The organism is Streptomyces lunalinharesii, from assembly GCF_039532155.1.
GTDB classification, from domain to species: domain Bacteria; phylum Actinomycetota; class Actinomycetes; order Streptomycetales; family Streptomycetaceae; genus Streptomyces; species Streptomyces lunalinharesii.
In genome coordinates, this window is record NZ_BAAARK010000029.1 from 38,044 (window position 1) to 55,431 (window position 17,388).

Sequence of the window (17,388 nt, forward strand, 5' to 3'; positions counted from 1 at the left end):
ATGACCCATCCGTTCGAGATCGAGCTGGCGACGACCCTGCCGGCGAGCCCGGAAGAGGTCTGGGAGGCCATCGCCACGGGGCCGGGGATCGACTCCTGGTTCATGGGGCGCAACGACGTCGAAGCGCGCGAGGGCGGTGTCGCCGGGATGGTGACCGGCGGCCACCGCGAAGAGGCGGTGGTCACCGCCTACGAGCCGGGCCGACGCTTCGCCACCCGCACGGCCACCGCCGACGACGGCCGCTTCATGGCGTTCGAGTACCTGATCGAGGGCCGGGAGCAGGGCAGCACCGTGCTCCGCGTCGTCCACAGCGGTCTGCTCGGCGACGACTGGGAGGACGAGTACGACGCGCTGCGCCGCGGCTGGCCGTTCCACCTCCACACCCTGGGCCAGTACCTCGGGCACTTCCGCGGCCGCACCGGCGTTCCGGTCTTCGCCGTGGCGATGCCGGGCGAGCGGCCGGCGGGGGAGGTGCGCGCGGCGCTCTTCCGGGCCCTGTCGCTGCCGGCCCCGATCGCCGTCGGCACCCGGGTGCACGCGGAGCCGGCGGGCCTGCCGCCCCTGGACGGCGAGGTCGTCTGGGCGGACGACGAGCGCTTCGAGGTCCGTACCGACGACGGGCTCTACACCTTCCACCACGGCATCGGCGGCCCGGCGTTGATGTTCCACCACCTCTTCGGCCCGCACGCGCCCGGCGCCGAGGCCGCCTGGCAGGAGTGGCTGACCGCGGCCCTCGCCTGACACCGCGGTCACCGCGGGTCCGAGCCGTCCGGCCCCGCGTGCTCCACCACCGCCCCGTCGGCCCGCACCGGCCGCCGACCGACCGGAACCCGCGCCGGGCACGCACGAGAAGCCGCCCGCACCCGAGAAACCAAGGAATCACCCATGCGCACTCTGATCAGCACGGCCTTCGTCTCCCTCGACGGCGTCGTGGAGGCCCCCGGCGGCGAAGCCGGCTACCGCAACGCCGGCTGGACCTTCAAGGACGTCGAGTTCGTCCCCGAGGCGTTCGAGATCAAGGGACGGGAGCAGGAGGAGGCCACCGCGGTCCTGATGGGCCGGGTCAGCTACGAGGCGTTCAGCCCGGTATGGCCCGGCATGCAGGAGTTCGCCCGCTACAAGACGCTGCCGAAGTACGTCGTCTCCACCGCCCTCACCAAGGACCAGCTGGTCTCCGACTGGGGCGAGACCACGATCCTGCGCTCGCTCGACGAGGTCGCCGACCTGAAGCGGACCGAGGGCGGGCCGATCATCGTCCAGGGCAGCGCCGCGCTGAACCGCGCCCTCTCGGACGCCGGACTCATCGACCGGTACCACCTGCTCGTCTACCCGCTGCTGCTCGGCGCCGGCAAGCGCCTGTTCAGCGCCGCGGACAAGGACGCCCAGAAGCTGAAGCTCGTCGAGCACGACGTCTACGCCAACGGCGTGCAGAAGCAGGTCTTCGACGTCGTGCGCTGACGACGTCGCCGGCCGTGACGGCCGTCCGACCGGGGGCACCGCCCGGGTGAGCCGCGTCTCACCCGGGCGGTGCCGCTTGTCTATGCAACGAGTTGCATAGCAAGATCGGGGCATGGCGCTCGAACACGCGATCCTCGTCTCCCTGCTGGAGAAACCGGGCTCCGGCTACGAGCTGTCCCGGCGCTTCGAGCGGTCCATCGGCTACTTCTGGACCGCGACCCACCAGCAGATCTACCGCGTGCTCAAGCGGATGGAACAGGACGGCTGGATCGACGTCCGCGACGTGCCGCAGCAGGGCCGGCCGGACAAGAAGGAGTACTCCGTCACCGGTCCCGGCCGCGCCGCCCTCTCCGGGTGGCTCCACGAACCGGTCGAACCCGAGAGCGTCCGGCACGACCTCGCCGTCAAGATCCGCGGCGCGGTCTTCGACGACCCGGCCGCCCTGATCCGCGAGGTCGAACGACACCGCCAGGCACACGCCGACCGGCTCACCCACTACCTCGCGGGCGAGCAGCGCGACTTCACCGGCGCCGGGGCCGAGGCCCCGCTCGACGCCGGACAGGAACTGCAACACGTCGTGCTGCGCGGCGGCATCGCCTACGAGCGGATGACCATCGCCTGGCTCGACGACGTCCTCGCCACCCTCCACCGGCTCCGCCCCGCGCCCTGACCCCGCGCGGGCGCCACGGCCCCGCACCGCACCCCGCACCCCACACCACCGAGCTCGGAAAGGCGTCCTCCCATGGCGGATTCCCTGCTGTTCAACCCCCGCACCTACGACCCCGCGCACTTCGACGCCGAGACCCGGCGACTGCTGCGCGCCACCGTCGACTGGTTCGAGGCGCGCGGCAAGCGCAAGCTCATCGAGGACTACCGCTCCCGTGCCTGGCTGGCGGACTTCCTCGAATTCGCCGCGAAGGAAGGGCTGTTCGCGAAGTTCCTCACCCCCGCCTCCGCCGCGGACGGGCAGCCGGACAAGCGCTGGGACACCGCCCGGATAGCCGCCCTCAACGAGATCTTCGGCTTCTACGGGCTGGACTACTGGTACGCCTGGCAGGTCACCATCCTCGGACTCGGCCCGGTCTGGCAGAGCGACAACGCCGCCGCCCGCGACCGCGCCGCCGCCCTCCTCGACCAGGGCGAGGTGTTCGCCTTTGGCCTCTCCGAGAAGGCGCACGGCGCCGACATCTACTCCACCGACATGCTGCTGGAGCCCGACGGCGAGGGCGGCTTCCGGGCCAGCGGCGCCAAGTACTACATCGGCAACGGCAACGCCGCCGGCCTGGTCTCGGTCTTCGGCCGCCGCACCGACGTCGAGGGCCCGGACGGCTACGTCTTCTTCGCCGCCGACAGCCGCCACCCCGCGTACCACCTGGTGAAGAACGTCGTCGACTCCTCCAAGTACGTCAGCGAGTTCCGCCTCGACGACTATCCGGTGGGTCCCGACGACGTCCTGCACACCGGGCGCGCCGCCTTCGACGCCGCGCTCAACACCGTCAACGTCGGCAAGTTCAACCTCTGCACCGGCGCCATCGGCATCTGCGAACACGCCATGTACGAGGCGGTCACCCACGCGCAGAACCGCATCCTCTACGGCCGCCCGGTCACCGCCTTCCCGCACGTGCGCCGCGAACTGACCGACGCCTACGTCCGCCTCGTCGGAATGAAGCTGTTCAGCGACCGCGCCGTCGACTACTTCCGCTCCGCCGGGCCCGACGACCGCCGCTACCTGCTCTTCAACCCCATGACGAAGATGAAGGTGACCACCGAGGGCGAGAAGGTCATCGACCTGATGTGGGACGTGATCGCCGCCAAGGGCTTCGAGAAGGACACCTACTTCGCCCAGGCGGCCACCGAGATCCGGGGCCTGCCGAAGCTGGAGGGCACGGTCCACGTCAACCTCGCCCTGATCCTGAAGTTCATGGGCAACCACCTGCTCAACCCCGCCGAGTACGCGCCGGTGCCCACCCGCCTCGACGCGACCGACGACGCCTTCCTCTTCCGGCAGGGGCCCGCCCGCGGCCTGGGCGCCATCCGCTTCCACGACTGGCGCACCGCCTACGACCGCTACGCCGAGCTGCCCAACGTCGCCCGTTTCCGCGAACAGGCCGACGCGCTCTGCGAGTTCGTCACCACTGCCGCCCCCGACGAGGAGCAGAGCCGCGACCTCGACCTCCTCCTCGCCGTCGGCCAGCTCTTCGCCCTGGTCGTGCACGGCCAGCTGATCCTGGAGCAGGCGGACCTGACCGGCCTGGAGAGCGACGTCCTGGACGAGCTGTTCGCGGTCCTCGTCCGGGACTTCTCCGCGCACGCCGTCGAGCTGCACGGCAAGGACTCCGCCACCGAGGACCAGCAGCGCTGGGCGCTGGGCGCGGTCCGCCGCCCGGTCACCGACGAGGCCCGGTCCGCCCGTGTCTGGCAGCGCGTCGAGGCACTGGCCGGGGCGTACGAGATGGCGCCGTAACGCACCCCGCGACCCGCTCGCCGCCCCGGAGCCGGACGACCGGCCCCGGGGCGGCGAGCAGTCCGCGCCGGAACGAGGCACCGGCGGACGGGGACCGGCGTCACAGCTGCCCGCCGACGACCCGCCGAACGTGCCCTCGCGCACCGCCTCCACGGCGCGCCACGCGCCACGCGCCCGCGCATGCACTACCCCTTGTCGCATGAACCCCACGCAGCTGGCAGCGCACACCCACGACGTCGACCAGGAGCGCCCCGCCACCGGCGCCGCCCCGCACCGCTCCCGGCTCCGCCGGCTCGTCGCGGTTCCCCTGATGGCCGTCCTGCTGTCGGTCGGAGCGGCCTCCGCCGCCTCCGCGGACACCGGCGCCGAGCGGGACGCGGGCTACGAAACGAACCTCGGCGCCCTGGTCGGCCTCGGCATCTGAGGTTCGTCGGGCCTCGCGGGGCGCCGAAGTCACCAGGGCACGGGCGTACCGTCCCAGGAGAAGAACCCGCCCGTCGGCCCGTCGTCCGGCAGGAGCGCCAGCCGTACGGCGCCCCGGGCGGCCTCCGCCGGGTCCCCACCCGCCTCGGCCGCCCGGGAGTTGAGGTCGGTGGCCCGCAGACCGGGGGCCAGCGCGTTGACCTTGAAGCCCTCCTCGACCAGGGTGCGGGCGTACAGGACGGTCAGGGCGTTCAGGGCGGCCTTCGACGACCGGTACGCGGCCGCACCGCCGCTGCCGGGGGCGAACTGGGGGTTCGGGTGCGTGCTCCAGGTCAACGAGCCGGTCCCGCTGGAGACGTTGACGATCCGGGGGTGCGGGGAGCGGCGCAGGGCGGGCAGGAAGGCGTTGGTGACCGCGACGACCCCGAACACGTTGGTCTCGAAGGTGCGCCGGAGGTCGTCCAGGCCGGTGTCGGTCGGCGAGGCGAGCGACGGCGCGACGCCCGCGTTGTTGACCAGCACGTCGAGCCGGTCCACCCGCTGCGCGGCCGCGGCGATGCGGTCCGGGTCCGTCACGTCGAGGAGCAACAGGCGTGCGCCGCCGCCGATCTCCCGGGCGGCCTGCCGCCCGCGTCCGGCGTCGCGGGAGCCCACGTACACGCCGAAGCCCTCCGCGGCGAGCAGCCGGGCGATGTGCTTGCCGATTCCCTTGTTGGCACCGGTGACCAGTGCCGTGCGATCGTTCATGACACCCACGGTCCCCTGGCGCCGAACCCGCTGCCAGGGACGACCTGTACCAGGCAGCGGAGGGAGCGACCATGGCGCGGCAGGAACTGGCCCGATTCCTGCGGGACCGCCGCACGGCCCTGCACCCGCACGACTTCGGACTGCCCACGAGCGGCCCGCGCCGCACCGCCGGGCTGCGCCGCGAGGAGGTGGCGGAGCTGGCCCACATGTCCGTCGACTACTACGTGCGCCTGGAACAGGCCCGTGGCCCCCGCCCCTCGCCCCGCATCCTCGACGCACTGGCCCGGGCCCTGCGCCTGACGCCGGCCGAACGCAGCCACCTGTTCCGCCTGGCCGGGACGGGCGCGCCGCCGCCCGCCGGCGGCGCGGTTCGGCGGGTGCGCCCGCACGTGGCCCGGATGCTGCAACGCCTGCCGGAGACCGGTGCGCTCGTCACCGACGCGGCCTACGGCGTCGTCGCCTGGAACCCGTTGGCCCAGGCACTCCTGGGCGACGACCTCGGCCAGGGGACGGTGAACCTGGCCCGACGCCGGTTCCTCGGGGGAGGGCCCAGCCACGACAGCTCCAGCACCGAGGAGTTCGGGCACGTCGTGGTCGCGCGGCTGCTCCGGGCCGCCGACCGCTACCCGCACGACCGGCAGCTGGCCGCGCTGCTCGCCGAACTGCGCGCCGGCAGCGAGGAGTTCGGTCACCTCTGGGAGACCCGCCCGGTGCACGCCCCCGGTCACCGCACCAAGTCCGTCGACCACCCGACGGCGGGCAGCCTCCGGCTCAACTGCGACGTGCTCCTCGTTCCCGAGGACGACCAGGAAGTCGTCCTGATCACGGCCGATCCGGGCTCCCCCTCGGCTCGGGCGCTGCGCCGGCTGGAACGGATTTCGTGTTTTTCTACAGAGCCGTCGGGCGGTCCTCTCGGGTCTTTCGGTGGTCCGGCATAGCCAATTCGGCAGGGCCGTTCGGTAATCTCCTGGGCACGGTTCGAGGGAATTCCCGGGAGCGGGTGGCCAATTGCCGGTCGCTCGCCCGCCCGGGCGACGCAAGGGAGGAAGTGCTGTGGTCACGACCGACCTGAACGCGGCGCGCCTGCCCTCCGGGCCGCTCGGTTCGCCCTGGACACGGGGGCGCATCGCGCACGGCAGCGGCGTTCACCGCACCGCCGCACACCGCGCCTGACGCCCGTCCGCGCTGCGACCCACCCGTTCTTCGGCTCTTCCGTTCCCCTGTGAGCCGTCGTTTATCGGTGACCGTGCCACGCCCCGCTCACCGTTTTCCGCTGCCCTTTTCCAGCCGGTACTTCGTGTGTTCCGCCCTGCCGGAAAACACCAGCGGAATTGATGTAGACCATCCGAAAGGACTTGAGATGACCACCGCCGCATCGTTGCCCGCGCTGCCTCGGGAGTGCACGTTCGACCCCGAGGACTGGGCGATCCTGGCCCGGCACTGGTACCCGATCGCCCTGTCCCGGGAGGTCGGCGACCGGCCCGTGGCGGTGCGCCTCCTGGACGAGACGCTCGTCGCCTACCGGGTCGACGGCACCGTCGTCGTCGCCCACGACATCTGCCCGCACCGCGGTGTGCCGCTCAGCCTGGGCGCCGGTGACGGACGGGGCATCACCTGCGCCTACCACGGCCTCCGCTTCGGGGCGGGCGGACGGTGCACGGCCGTGCCCGCGCACCCCGCGTCGAAGATTCCCGCCAAGCTGCACCTGCGCACCTTCCCCGCCGTCGAGCGGTACGGGCTGGTGTGGACCTGTCTGCGCCCGACCCCGGAAGCGGTCGCGGATCCGGCGGGCGCGGCGGTCGTTCCGCGCATGCAGCACTGGGACGACGCGGGGTTCCAGCAGATCAACTGCCCGCCCATCGACATCGCCGCGTTCGCCGGACGCCAGGTCGAGGGGTTCATCGACGTGGCGCACTTCGGGTTCATCCACGTCGACTCGTTCGGCGACCCCGACGACACGGCGGTGCCGGACTACACGGCCGTCCCCGACGAGCACGGGTTCTCCGCGCGCTACACGTGCTCGGTGAGCAACTACCCGAAGGGCACCAAGACGCCGCCCGAGGGCTTCGCATGGCTCCGGCACTTCACCGTCCACCTGCCCTTCACCGCCACGCTGGTCGTGCACTTCCCGGAGGACGGACTGCTGAACATCATGAACGCGGCCTCCCCGATGTCGGCGCGGCAGACCCGGATGTTCTGCCCGATCGCCCGCAACTTCGACACCGACCGCCCCGTGCAGGACGTGTACGACTTCAACCAGCAGGTCTTCGAGGAGGACGCGGCGATCGTGGAGGTCCAAAAGCCGGAGAACCTTCCGCTCGACCCGAAGCTGGAGGTCCACATCCCGGCGGACCGCAGCTCCATCGCCTACCGGCAGGGCCTGCGCCGGCTCGGCCTCAGCCACTTCTTCACGGCCTGATCGGGGATGGCCGTGCACGCTCCCCGAGCCCTCGAAGCCGTCGTCCACGCGATCACGCTGGCCTCCGCCTCCGGCGGCTGCCGCACGTTCGAACTGCGGCCCGTCGACGGCGGGTCGTTCCCGCCCTTCGAACCGGGCGCCCACATCGACGTCCACATGGGGCCGTCCCTGATCCGCCAGTACTCCCTCCTCGGCTCGCCCGAGGACACCGGCCGCTACCTGATCTGCGTACGGCGCACCCCGGGCGGTCGCGGCGGGTCGATCGCGCTGCACCAAGAAGTGGCGGTGGGCGCCCGGTTGCGGATATCCGCACCCCGCAACCACTTCCCGCTGGCCGACGCGGCCCGCCACGTCCTGGTGGCGGGCGGCATCGGCGTCACCCCGCTGATGGCGATGGCCGAGGTCCTGGCCCGGCGGCAGGCGGAGTTCAGCTTCCTCTACTACGCCTCCACCGCGGCGGAGGCGCCGCTGCTGGAGGAGTTGCGGGCCGCCCCCTACGCCGACCGCATGGAGTTCCACTACGACGAGGTGGACGGGGGCGTCCGCGCCGGACTCCCGGCCGCCCTGCGCACCGCTGACCCCGAGGCGGTCGTCCAGCTCTGCGGCCCCGGCCCCTTCATGGACCACGTGATCAAGGAGGCCACGGCGGTCGGCTGGCGCGACGACCAGCTCCGCATCGAACGGTTCGCGCCGGCGACCCCGGGCGCCGTGCGCCGCGACGCTGAAGGCTCCACCGGCGCCGAGTTCACCGTGCGGATCGCGAGCACGGGGCAGGGCTATCCGGTGCCGGGCGACCGGACCATCGCGGAGGTGCTGGCCGCCAACGGCGTCGAGGTCGCGCTCTCCTGCGAGCAGGGGATGTGCGGGGCCTGCCTGACTCCGGTCCTGGCCGGCGACCCCGACCACCGCGACGAGGTCCAGACCGCCGAGGAGCGGGCCGCCAACAACCAGATCACGCTCTGCTGCTCGCGGGCGAAGAGCCCCGAACTCCTGCTGGACCTCTGACCATGCCGCCCACCACCGCTCACGACAGAACCGGAACCCGCTCCATGGACGCTTCCCCCCTCGCGACGACCTTCGACGTCCAGCTCCCCGCCTGGGTGCTGTCGGAGTTGGCCGACGTCCCCGAACACCTGCCCACCGACGAGGACCGGGTCCGCCTCGTCAACCGGCTCGCGGCCCGCAACCACCGCGAGGACACCGGCGGCCCGTTCGCGGCACTGGTCGTCGTGACCGGGACCGGCCGCATCGTCTCCGCCGGAGTCAACCTGGTGCTGGACTCCGGACTGTCCTCCACGCACGCCGAGGTCGTCGCGCTGTCACTGGCCCAGATCCGCCTCGACGCCTGGGACCTCGGCGCGTCCGGGACGCCCGAACTCGAACTCGTCGTCAACTGGCGTCCCTGCGTGATGTGCTACGGAGCGGCGATGTGGTCCGGGGTCCGCAGACTCGTCATCGGCGGCGACGGGAGCGAACTCGAAAGCCTCACCGGCTTCGACGAAGGACCCCTGCACGACGACTGGGTCCAGGAGTTCCTCCGCCGCGGCATCCAGGTCCACCGCAACGTCCTGCGCGAGGACGCGATCGAGGTCCTGAAGGACTACGCCGAACGCGACGACGCCGTGGTCTACAACGCCCGCGGAACCCACGGCGCGCGAGCGGACGCCCCCGACCCGAGGCCGGGGCGCGGCCTCAGCTGAAGGTGTGCGGCGACAGCGCCGTGAACCACAGCAGGACCACGGTGGCCACGCCCATGATCGGGGTGAGGATCTCCGTCTCCAGCTTGTTGCCGCTGTGCTTGATGATGACGATCTCGTAGCGGTTCTTCAGCGGCCACAGCCACGGGGCGCCCATTTTGGTGATGGAGTCGCCCAACAGATGGGCCAGGCACCCCAGACCGACGGCGTACGGCAGCCAGCCCGGCGCCGAGGGGATGAACTTGGCGATCACCGCGGTGCCGATCCCGGCCATGGCGACGATCGTGCTCCACGCGGAGAACCCGTGGCCGGGCGGGCACAGGTTGAGCGCCCGGACCGCGAGCGCCAGGAGGAAGAAGGTCATGCCGAGGGTGAACGGCCGTCCCAGGTACGTCACACCGGCCCAGGTGCCCACGGTCATCAGCACCACGAACAACAGCGAGTGGGTGGCGTGCCGGTGGCCGCCCGAGATCCAGGCCACGAAGCGGCACAGGACCTTGGACACCGGACCGAGGAAGTTGGCGATGGTGCCGTCGTGGTGGTCCAGGTCCGGCAGCAGCGCGGCGCCGGCGCACAGCACCGTGCCCATCAGGATCTCCTGCGGCGCGAGGTGGGCGTGCATCACCAGCGGGGGCAGGAAGGGTGTGGTGGCCGCGAAGAGCAGGGCACCGCTCATCGCGTGCGAATGGCCCATCATGGTGCGTTCGTCCTCCCCGTACGGTGCGTGCAGGTGACACGCACTCAACAACGGCGCAGACGCTACCAGCGTGTCCGCCCGGAGTACCGGGCGGACTGCGCCCGCAGCAACGGAACGCCCCGCCCGACGGGATCCGCGCCGCCCGTGCCTGGCGTGCGGACCACCCAGGGCGGGGCGTCGGCCGTGGTCAGCCCTCCGCCGCCAGTCGCCACAGCGGGGGGACGTGCCGGGTCGGGGCCGTCGTGCTCAGGTGGGTCCGCAGGGTCGCGAACTCGTCCTGACCCAGGTCGAGTTCCTCGACGATGCGGCGCGTGGTGACGTAGGCGATCCCGCTCCGGACGGTCGCCCGTTCCCATTGCGCGAAGCGCTCGGCCAGTGCCTGCGGTGCGAGGGCGCGGTCGTCGACGGGGGCAGCCGGGGCCGCCGGCGGTGCCAGCCGGGCCGCGCGGTCACGCTCCCGGGCGATTTCGGAGAACCCGCACACCCGCTCGCTCGCCCGCTCCGCCGCCGCCAGCGCGGTGGTCCCAGCCAACGCCCGTGCCAAGGGGTTGATTTCGAGGGCGCGCGCCAGGGGGAGCCGGTAGACGTGGGGACTGGCGGCGGTGAGCGTGACGGGTCGGGCGGAGTCCCGCGTCCCGCAGACCCCGCGCGTGCCCCGAGCCGCCGCGACCAACAAGGCGCTCGCCTCCGAGGGGTGCCAGTCGAAGACGCGCTCCACCGCCACGGTGTCGGCGGCGGTCAGCATGTGCAGGGGCGTCCCCAACAGGGGCAGGAGGGCGGACTCGGGCACCTCGGAGTCGAGTCCCGGCCCGGCGACGTGCACCGCGGTGGCGAGGGCGGTGTGCGCGCAGGCGGCCAGCGCCAGGGCGTCGCCGAGGGGGCTGCGCAGGGTGGGTTCGGTGCCGTCGGCCAGAACGTCGCCGCCGACGTCGACGACGTCGATCCGGTCGGCCTGGCAGTAGGCCGCGGCCTCCGTGATCTGTTGCGCGAGTCCCACCGCGCCGCCGTAGGGGTCGAGCAGGCCCAACTCCGGCCGCAGGTCGGCGGCCAGACGGGGCAGCAGCGAACCTGCCGGCGGGCGGGGCGCGGAGGTCGGGGTGACCAGGCGCAGCGTCGGGCCGGCCGGCACGGTGCCGGTGAAGTCGGACGGCCGACGCGGCCCCGGCACCGGGTCCACCACCAGCCGCTCCCAGGCGTACGTCAGCACCAGGGCGGGTGCGTCGGCCCCGTGGAGAGCGGCGTGCACCATCGCCGTCGTGATGGCGTCACCGCCACCTCCGGCCGCTATGAGAAGTCGCTTCATGGACGACATGGATATCCCAAAGCGGGGGCTGATTCCAGGGTGTCTCGATTTCCACCGGGACCACCCGTGGAGTTTCTTATGATCAGATATCGGTGGTATGTGCAAGGTGCGGAAGCTTCCAACATCAGCCGCGGTGCGGGCGCGTACTTCGGTGGTTCGCCCGATGTCTTCGGTGACTGGTTGTAGACCAAGCTGTCACGTGGCGCGACAGATCCGTCTGGATCCGATCCGACCTGGAAGGAAACCCCGCGGAAGTGGCAACCTCGTTACCGCTCCAGATAACCTCCTCCGTTCCCGAAGAGCCGACGACGCCCTACAAGCAGTACGTCTACGCCTACCCGCACCAGAAGGCGTACCGGCTCGGCCAAGACCGGCCGCTCCTGTCCGACCTGTGGGCCGGTGAGCGCCTCGACGCGCTCTCCCTCTACGTGCACGTGCCGTTCTGCGAGATGCGCTGCGGCTTCTGCAACCTCTTCACCCGGACCGGTGCGCCCCAGGACGTCACCCGTGGCTTCCTGGACACCCTCGAACGCCAGGCGGGCGCGACCCGCGCGGCGCTGGACGCCAACGGCACCCCCCGGTTCACCCTCGCGGCGTTCGGCGGCGGCACCCCGACGTACCTCACCGCCGACGAACTGGTCCGGCTGTGCGACATCTGCGAGAACGTCATGGGCGCGGACCTCAAGGCCGTTCCGTGGTCGGTCGAGACCTCTCCCGCCACCGCGACCGCCGACCGCATCGCCGTCCTCGCGGAACGCGGCGCCACCCGGCTCAGCATCGGCGTGCAGAGCTTCGTCGACGAGGAGGCCCGGGCCGCCGTCCGCCCGCAGAAGCGCACGGAGGTGGAGGCCGCGCTCGCCAGGCTCAAGGAGGCGGCCTTCCCCATCCTCAACATCGACCTCATCTACGGCATCGACGGCCAGACCGAGCAGAGCTTCCGCGTCTCGCTCGACGCGGCGCTCAGCTGGGAGCCGGAGGAGATCTACCTCTACCCGCTGTACGTCCGCCCGTTGACCGGACTGATGGCCCGGCACGACAAGAGCGGCGAACTCTGGGACGAACAACGGCTGCGCCTGTACCGCTACGGCCGCGACCACCTGCTCGCCGCCGGCTACCGGCAGACCTCCATGCGGGTCTTCAGCCGGATCGGCACCGCCGCCGTGGACGGCGCGGACGACAGCAACATCAACGAGTACAACCAGCAGGCCGGCATGGTCGGCCTGGGGGTGGGCGCCCGGTCCTTCACGACCGATCTCCACTACACCACCGACTACGCCGTCGCCGTGCCGGAAGTCCGGCGCATCATCGACGACTACATCGCCACGCCGACCGAGCAGTTCCACCGCGCGCAGTGGTCGTTCCGCATGGACGACGACGAGCGCCGCCGGATGTTCGTCCTCGGCATGCTGTTGGAGTCGGACGGCCTGCGCGTGGAGCGCTACCGCGCCCAGTTCGGCACCGTTCCGCAGGACGACTTCGGCCCCCAACTCGCCCTCCTCGCCGAGCGCGGCTGGCTGGACGACGACGGGGGACTGTTGCGGCTGACACCGGAGGGGACCGCCTGGGCGGACGCCATCGGCCCGCTGTTCTTCTCGCCGCGCGTGAACGAGGCCATGGCGTCCTACCGGGACCGCTGACCGGTAGGCCAGGGCCCGCGGCCCGCTGAGGCGCACGTCCCCTCGCCCGCCACCGTCCGGGCGGCGGGGGGACGTGCTCCCCGCCCGCCGGACGGGCGGCCACGCGTCCGCAGGCAGTCCCCGTCACCCCCGGTCGTCGTCCCCGGGGCGGTCGCGGCGCCGGCCCGGCACGGAGACCACCACGAGCCCGCCGAGCAGCAGCACCGCACCGACCAGTGCCGGCGGGCTCAACCGCTCGCCCAACAACGCCACCCCCAACACCGCGGCCACCAACGGTTCCGCCAGGCTGAGCGTGCCGACCGTCGCCCCGCTGAGGTGCCGGACCCCCCGGGTGAACAGCAGGTACCCCAGGGCCGTCGTGGCCAGCGCCAACCAGCCGATCAGGACCACAGTCCGCGGTTCGGCCAGCCCGTGCGGGTGGGCGAGGACCCACGGCGAGACGAGCAGCCCCGCGCAGAACACGCTCGCCGGGGCCGCCGCGGCCGTGTCCGCCCCGTGCTCCGCCAGTCGTTTGGTCGCCGAGATGTACACCCCGAAACTGGCGCCGGCGACGATCCCGAGCAGCACGCCCGCGCCGTCGGCCGGCCCGTCGCCGGTCGGAGCGAGCAGCAGCGCGATGCCGGCGACCGCGCCCGCGGTGCCACCGACCCAACGTCCGCCGAGCCGTTCACCGCCCAACACCCGGCCGCACACCCCCGACACGACCGGGACGGTGCCGAAGGTGACGGCGGTCGCCAGGGCCGCGCCATTGCGGGCCACCGCCTCCAGGAAACATGCCTGGAAGGCCGCCGTGACGGCGATGCTCACCACCATCCACGGCCGGGCACCCCGCTGCCACAAGGACCGGATGCCCGCCCGCCGCGCGGTGAACAGCCCCAGCACCAAGCCGCCGAGCAGCATCCGGCAGGCACCGATGGCCACCGGTGACGCGCTGGTTGCGGCCAGGATCTGGGCGGGGCCGACCGTGCCCCAGAGGAAGGCGGCAGCCAGGACCGGCGCCACCCCGCTCGCCACGACGGCACGCTCCACTGTGCCCGTTGCGCTCGTCACGCTCTCCCCATCCGAGGGGCCGGGCAGGATCCGTGGCAAGCGCGCCGCGGCGGCACACCCGACGATTCCTGGCCCCGACGCTACGAGTTCCGCACGCCCGCACCCCATTGGGGGAAGGCACCAGGTCCGCGGCGGACGGTTGGAGGTACCCCCGAACCCGCCCTCGAACAAGGGACGTTCACGGGCCGGCGCCGCGACCGCGCCGAACACCGGTAGCCGCAGGTCGTTTCCGGGGTGGACGACGCCCCGGCCTCTCCGGCCAGGTACACGACAGCGAAGTCAAGGGCATAGCTTGCGCATGTCATCCAAAAGCGGTAATAGCCGCAGAACCTCTCGGCGCATATGATCGGTGACATGACGCCCACATGGGCCCCGGAGGCCACCACCGAGGCCAACGAACGCATACGCGCCTTCATGGCCGCCCGCGCCGGTCGCGCGCTGTGGCCCGAAGAGCAAGCCGAGTACGAGCAGTTGCTGACCGTCTGGGCCGACTCCATACACACCGGGCCGGACCCGAGGTGAACGCCCCGGGCGGGCGTCGGTGACCGGCGCCCGCCCGGGAGGACCCGCGGCGTTGACGAGCAGTCATACGTGCCGGGGCCCTTGGGCGGTGGTGGTGGCGACCGGCGGCGGTGCCCCGCGAGGTATTGATGTTGACGCTCGGCTTGCCCGGCGAATAAATTTACGTTCGTCGTAACTTCCCTCGGTCGGGCGTGCCGCGGGAGGGCCGGTGCCGTCCCGGACGCGGCCGATCCCCAAGTCCCGCACGGGCACGACGCGTTCACGACCGCACGGCTGCGCACCCGATCGCTGCCCCGCCCGCCCCGCCCCGACTTCGCGGGACGACCACCCGCACCCCTCACGACGGAGGACCGTTGCTGAACGTCACTGCTGTTCCCGCGGCGCCCGATGCTGCCCGGGCCGCCCGCGACCGCGCCGGCGCGCTGATCGCCGCGCCGCTCCCGGCCGATGCCGAGGTGCACGGCGACTGGGTCCGCGCGCCGGGTGCGCGGTGCGGTGCGGTGCTCTACGTCCACGGCGGCGGCTTCGCCCACACCATGCCCGAGGCGGAGCGCGTCGTGGCCTACCGACTGTCGCAGGCGGCCGGTAGGCCGACCCTGCGGGTGGACTACCGCCTGGCGCCGGCCCACCCCTACCCCGCCGCGCTGGAGGACCTGCTCGCCGCCTGGCAGGACGTGTTGGACCAGGGCGTTCCGGCGCACGAGGTCGTCTTCGTCGGCGAGTCGTCCGGCGCCACCCTGGTGCTCTCCGCCCTGTTGGAGCTCAAGCGGACCGGGCGGGAGCAACCCGGCGCCGCCGTCGTGGTCTCACCGGTCACCGACTTCGCACTGACCGGTGCGTCGCTGACCGCCAACGACGGCAAGGACGTGCTGTCCCGCGCCGTCCTGGAGACCGTCACCGGTCAGTACCTGGCCGGCGCCGATCCCGAGGCGGCGCCGCAGTCGCCGCTGTACGGCGATCCGCGCGGACTGCCGCCCCTGCTGGTCGCCGCCGGCACCGACGAGGTCCTGTGGGACGACGCCCGCCGCTTCGCCGAGGCCGCCGACGCCGCCGGCGTGAGCGTGCGGCTCGACGCGTACGAGGACATGCCGCACGCCTTCCACCTCTCCGAGCCCGGGGAGGCGTTCTTCGACCGGCTCGCCCATTGGCTGGCCGACCCGGTCCGGGAGGTCACCGTCAGCGGCCCCGACGCAGGGCCGTACGCCCTCGTGGACGGCCCCGACGGGGCCCTGTGGTTCACCCTGGTCCACCAGGGGGCGATCGGGCGCCGGGACGCGGACGGTGCCGTCACGGTCCACGCGGTCGGCGCGGGCCCGACGCTCCTCGCCCAAGGGCCGGACGGCGCACTGTGGTTCACCGAGTACGGCAGCCACCGGATCGGACGGATCACCGTGCACGGCGACGTCACGTCCTTCGCGCCGCCGACCGCCGAGGGCGGGCCGTTCGGCATCGCCGCGGGACCCGACGGTGCGATGTGGTTCACGCTGTCCGCCGCCGACCGGATCGGCCGGATCACCATGGACGGCGAGATCACCGAGTACCCGGTGCCCGACGGCTTCCCCTCCGCCCTCGCCGCCGGGCCGGACGGCGCCCTGTGGTTCACCCTCAACCGCGCCGGCGCGATCGGCCGGATCACCACGGACGGGCGGACCACGACGTACCCGCTGCCGACGCCGTCCGCCGCCCCGGTGGGCCTCACCGTCGGACCGGACGGGGCCCTGTGGTTCACCGAGATCGGCGCCGGCCAGATCGGGCGGATCACGACGGACGGCGAGATCACCGAGTTCCCGCTGCCCGACCGCCAGGCACGACCGCACGCCCTCACCACCGGCCCCGACGGCGCCGTGTGGTTCACGGAGTGGGGCGGCAACCGGGTCGGGCGCATCACCACGGACGGTCTGATCACCGGTTACGCACTGCCCCGCCCGGCCAGCGAACCGCACGGCATCGTCCAGCACCGCGGTGCCCTGTGGTGCGCCTTGGAGACGGGTTCCCTGGCCAGGATCGCGGTGCCCGCCGAGTAGCGGAAGCGCCCGGGGCGGGGTCAAGTCCGGTGAGCGGAAGGGGAGTTGCCGCCGTGCCAGTGCCCCGTTCGTGCCCGGCGGCCCGTATCGCGCAATGGTGGGGGGGGGACTGCCGGCGCCCCCGAAGCGCGATCGGAATAATGTACGCATCCATGAGCATGCGTACGTCATACCGAACGGGCGGGCGCGCGAGAGAAGGGGGACGGTCATGTCCGCGTCCGAGACCGCGGGGCATTGCGAGGGGCCGATGGAGTCGATCAGGGAGCGGCTGGCCGCCAACCTCCGGCGGGTGCGGACCCACCGGGGGTGGTCGATCTCCGAACTCTCCCGGCGCTCGAAGATCGGCAAGGCGACGCTGTCGCAGGTCGAGTCCGGCACCGGCAATCCCACCATCGAGACCGTGTTCAGCCTCTCCCGCGTCCTTGAGGTACCGATCTCGGACCTGTTGGACGCCGCCCCCGCCCGCGCGCTGACCGTGGTGCGCGCCGAGGAGGTGGAGGCGCTCAGCGGCGCGGGCGTGGACCTCCGCCCGCTGCGGCGGATCGAGTCGGGCGACGCCGTCTTCGAGGTCTACGACCAGCGGGTGCGGGCCGGCCGCCGGCAGGACTCGCTGGGACACGTGGGCACCGAGCACACCATCGTCCAGGCCGGCAGGTTGGGCGTGCGGGTGGACGGCCGCGAGGTGGAGCTGGGGCCCGGGGACTACGTGGGGTTCGACGCGACGCTGCCGCACAGCTACACCGCGGTCGAAGGCGCCGTGCGCTCGGTGCTGCTGTTGCAGTACCGGGCGGACCAGCGGCTGCACCTGTCGGACCCGGTGACCGGCGGGCGGAACGCGGCGGCGGCCGGGCAGGAGGCGCCGCCGGATCCGGACGGGGGTGCGCCGACGGGCCGAGATCCGGAGCCGGTGTGACCGTTGACACGTCTCCGGTGACCTCATAGCCTCC

At 72.5% G+C, this 17,388-nt stretch carries 17 protein-coding genes and 1 pseudogene; 14 read left to right on the top strand and 4 right to left on the bottom strand.

All coding sequences use genetic code 11. The annotated features are described in order from the left end of the window. The 5 genes from ABD385_RS31310 to ABD385_RS31330 all read left to right on the top strand — a co-directional run bounded on the left by ABD385_RS31310 (position 1) and on the right by ABD385_RS31330 (position 4,346). On the top strand, positions 1-741 hold the full coding sequence (locus tag ABD385_RS31310) for an SRPBCC family protein (protein WP_344582382.1): 741 nt from the start codon (positions 1-3) through the stop codon (positions 739-741). A 144-nt stretch (positions 742-885) separates the two neighbouring features. Continuing rightward, on the top strand, positions 886-1,458 hold the full coding sequence (locus ABD385_RS31315; RefSeq protein ID WP_344582384.1) for a dihydrofolate reductase family protein: 573 nt from the start codon (positions 886-888) through the stop codon (positions 1,456-1,458). Between the two features lie 112 nt (positions 1,459-1,570). Then, complete coding sequence (locus ABD385_RS31320; RefSeq protein WP_344582385.1) at positions 1,571-2,128, top strand: PadR family transcriptional regulator; 558 nt, start codon at positions 1,571-1,573, stop codon at positions 2,126-2,128. A 72-nt stretch (positions 2,129-2,200) separates the two neighbouring features. After that, on the top strand, positions 2,201-3,922 hold the full coding sequence (locus tag ABD385_RS31325) for an acyl-CoA dehydrogenase family protein (protein WP_344582387.1): 1,722 nt from the start codon (positions 2,201-2,203) through the stop codon (positions 3,920-3,922). 199 nt (positions 3,923-4,121) lie between these two features. Then, positions 4,122-4,346, top strand: a complete 225-nt coding sequence (locus tag ABD385_RS31330; protein ID WP_344582389.1) for a hypothetical protein — start codon at positions 4,122-4,124, stop codon at positions 4,344-4,346. A 29-nt stretch (positions 4,347-4,375) separates the two neighbouring features. Here the strand turns inward: ABD385_RS31330 and ABD385_RS31335 are convergent, their stop codons facing one another. After that, positions 4,376-5,092, bottom strand: a complete 717-nt coding sequence (locus tag ABD385_RS31335) for an SDR family oxidoreductase (protein WP_344582391.1) — start codon at positions 5,090-5,092, stop codon at positions 4,376-4,378. A 71-nt stretch (positions 5,093-5,163) separates the two neighbouring features. Here ABD385_RS31335 and ABD385_RS31340 point away from each other — a divergent pair, with 71 nt between their 5' ends. The 4 genes from ABD385_RS31340 to ABD385_RS31355 all read left to right on the top strand — a co-directional run bounded on the left by ABD385_RS31340 (position 5,164) and on the right by ABD385_RS31355 (position 9,211). Continuing rightward, positions 5,164-6,030, top strand: a complete 867-nt coding sequence (locus tag ABD385_RS31340; protein WP_344582392.1) for a helix-turn-helix transcriptional regulator — start codon at positions 5,164-5,166, stop codon at positions 6,028-6,030. Positions 6,031-6,452: 422 nt separating this feature from the next. Then, on the top strand, positions 6,453-7,511 hold the full coding sequence (locus ABD385_RS31345) for a Rieske 2Fe-2S domain-containing protein (protein WP_344582394.1): 1,059 nt from the start codon (positions 6,453-6,455) through the stop codon (positions 7,509-7,511). Positions 7,512-7,523: 12 nt separating this feature from the next. Continuing rightward, on the top strand, positions 7,524-8,516 hold the full coding sequence (locus ABD385_RS31350; RefSeq protein WP_344582396.1) for a PDR/VanB family oxidoreductase: 993 nt from the start codon (positions 7,524-7,526) through the stop codon (positions 8,514-8,516). A 44-nt stretch (positions 8,517-8,560) separates the two neighbouring features. Then, entirely contained in the window at positions 8,561-9,211 is a 651-nt protein-coding gene (locus ABD385_RS31355) for a nucleoside deaminase (RefSeq protein ID WP_344582398.1), read from the top strand. Here the strand turns inward: ABD385_RS31355 and ABD385_RS31360 are convergent. Further along, entirely contained in the window at positions 9,204-9,905 is a 702-nt protein-coding gene (locus tag ABD385_RS31360) for a metal-dependent hydrolase (RefSeq protein ID WP_344582400.1), read from the bottom strand. The two genes, ABD385_RS31355 and ABD385_RS31360, sit on opposite strands and share 8 nt — an antisense overlap. A 187-nt stretch (positions 9,906-10,092) precedes the next feature. Beyond that, positions 10,093-11,208 carry a DUF1152 domain-containing protein gene (locus ABD385_RS31365; RefSeq protein WP_344582402.1) on the bottom strand — a complete coding sequence of 372 codons (1,116 nt, stop codon included), beginning with the start codon at positions 11,206-11,208 and terminating at the stop codon, positions 10,093-10,095. Between the two features lie 254 nt (positions 11,209-11,462). On the opposite strand from ABD385_RS31365, the gene ABD385_RS31370 reads away from it, so the two are divergent. Continuing rightward, positions 11,463-12,845 (top strand): STM4012 family radical SAM protein, encoded by a 1,383-nt coding sequence (locus tag ABD385_RS31370; protein ID WP_344582404.1) that lies wholly within the window; start codon positions 11,463-11,465, stop codon positions 12,843-12,845. A 123-nt stretch (positions 12,846-12,968) separates the two neighbouring features. Here the strand turns inward: ABD385_RS31370 and ABD385_RS31375 are convergent, their stop codons facing one another. Further along, positions 12,969-13,895, bottom strand: coding sequence for a DMT family transporter (locus ABD385_RS31375; protein WP_344582406.1), 927 nt, complete (start codon positions 13,893-13,895; stop codon positions 12,969-12,971). Between the two features lie 354 nt (positions 13,896-14,249). Here ABD385_RS31375 and ABD385_RS31380 point away from each other — a divergent pair, with 354 nt between their 5' ends. From ABD385_RS31380 to ABD385_RS31395, 4 genes and pseudogenes are all read left to right on the top strand, one after another. Next, the gene (locus tag ABD385_RS31380) at positions 14,250-14,417 is read left to right on the top strand and encodes a hypothetical protein (RefSeq protein WP_344582407.1); all 168 of its coding nucleotides are present in this window, start codon (positions 14,250-14,252) and stop codon (positions 14,415-14,417) included. 500 nt (positions 14,418-14,917) lie between these two features. Then, positions 14,918-15,508: pseudogene (locus ABD385_RS31385) on the top strand (alpha/beta hydrolase fold domain-containing protein); the annotation flags it as partial. A 57-nt stretch (positions 15,509-15,565) separates the two neighbouring features. Then, a complete protein-coding gene (locus ABD385_RS31390; protein ID WP_344582437.1) occupies positions 15,566-16,441 on the top strand; it encodes a Vgb family protein in 876 nt (291 codons plus the stop codon). A 208-nt stretch (positions 16,442-16,649) separates the two neighbouring features. Further along, positions 16,650-17,354 carry a helix-turn-helix domain-containing protein gene (locus tag ABD385_RS31395; protein WP_344582408.1) on the top strand — a complete coding sequence of 235 codons (705 nt, stop codon included), beginning with the start codon at positions 16,650-16,652 and terminating at the stop codon, positions 17,352-17,354. The last annotated feature ends 34 nt before the right edge of the window (positions 17,355-17,388 follow it).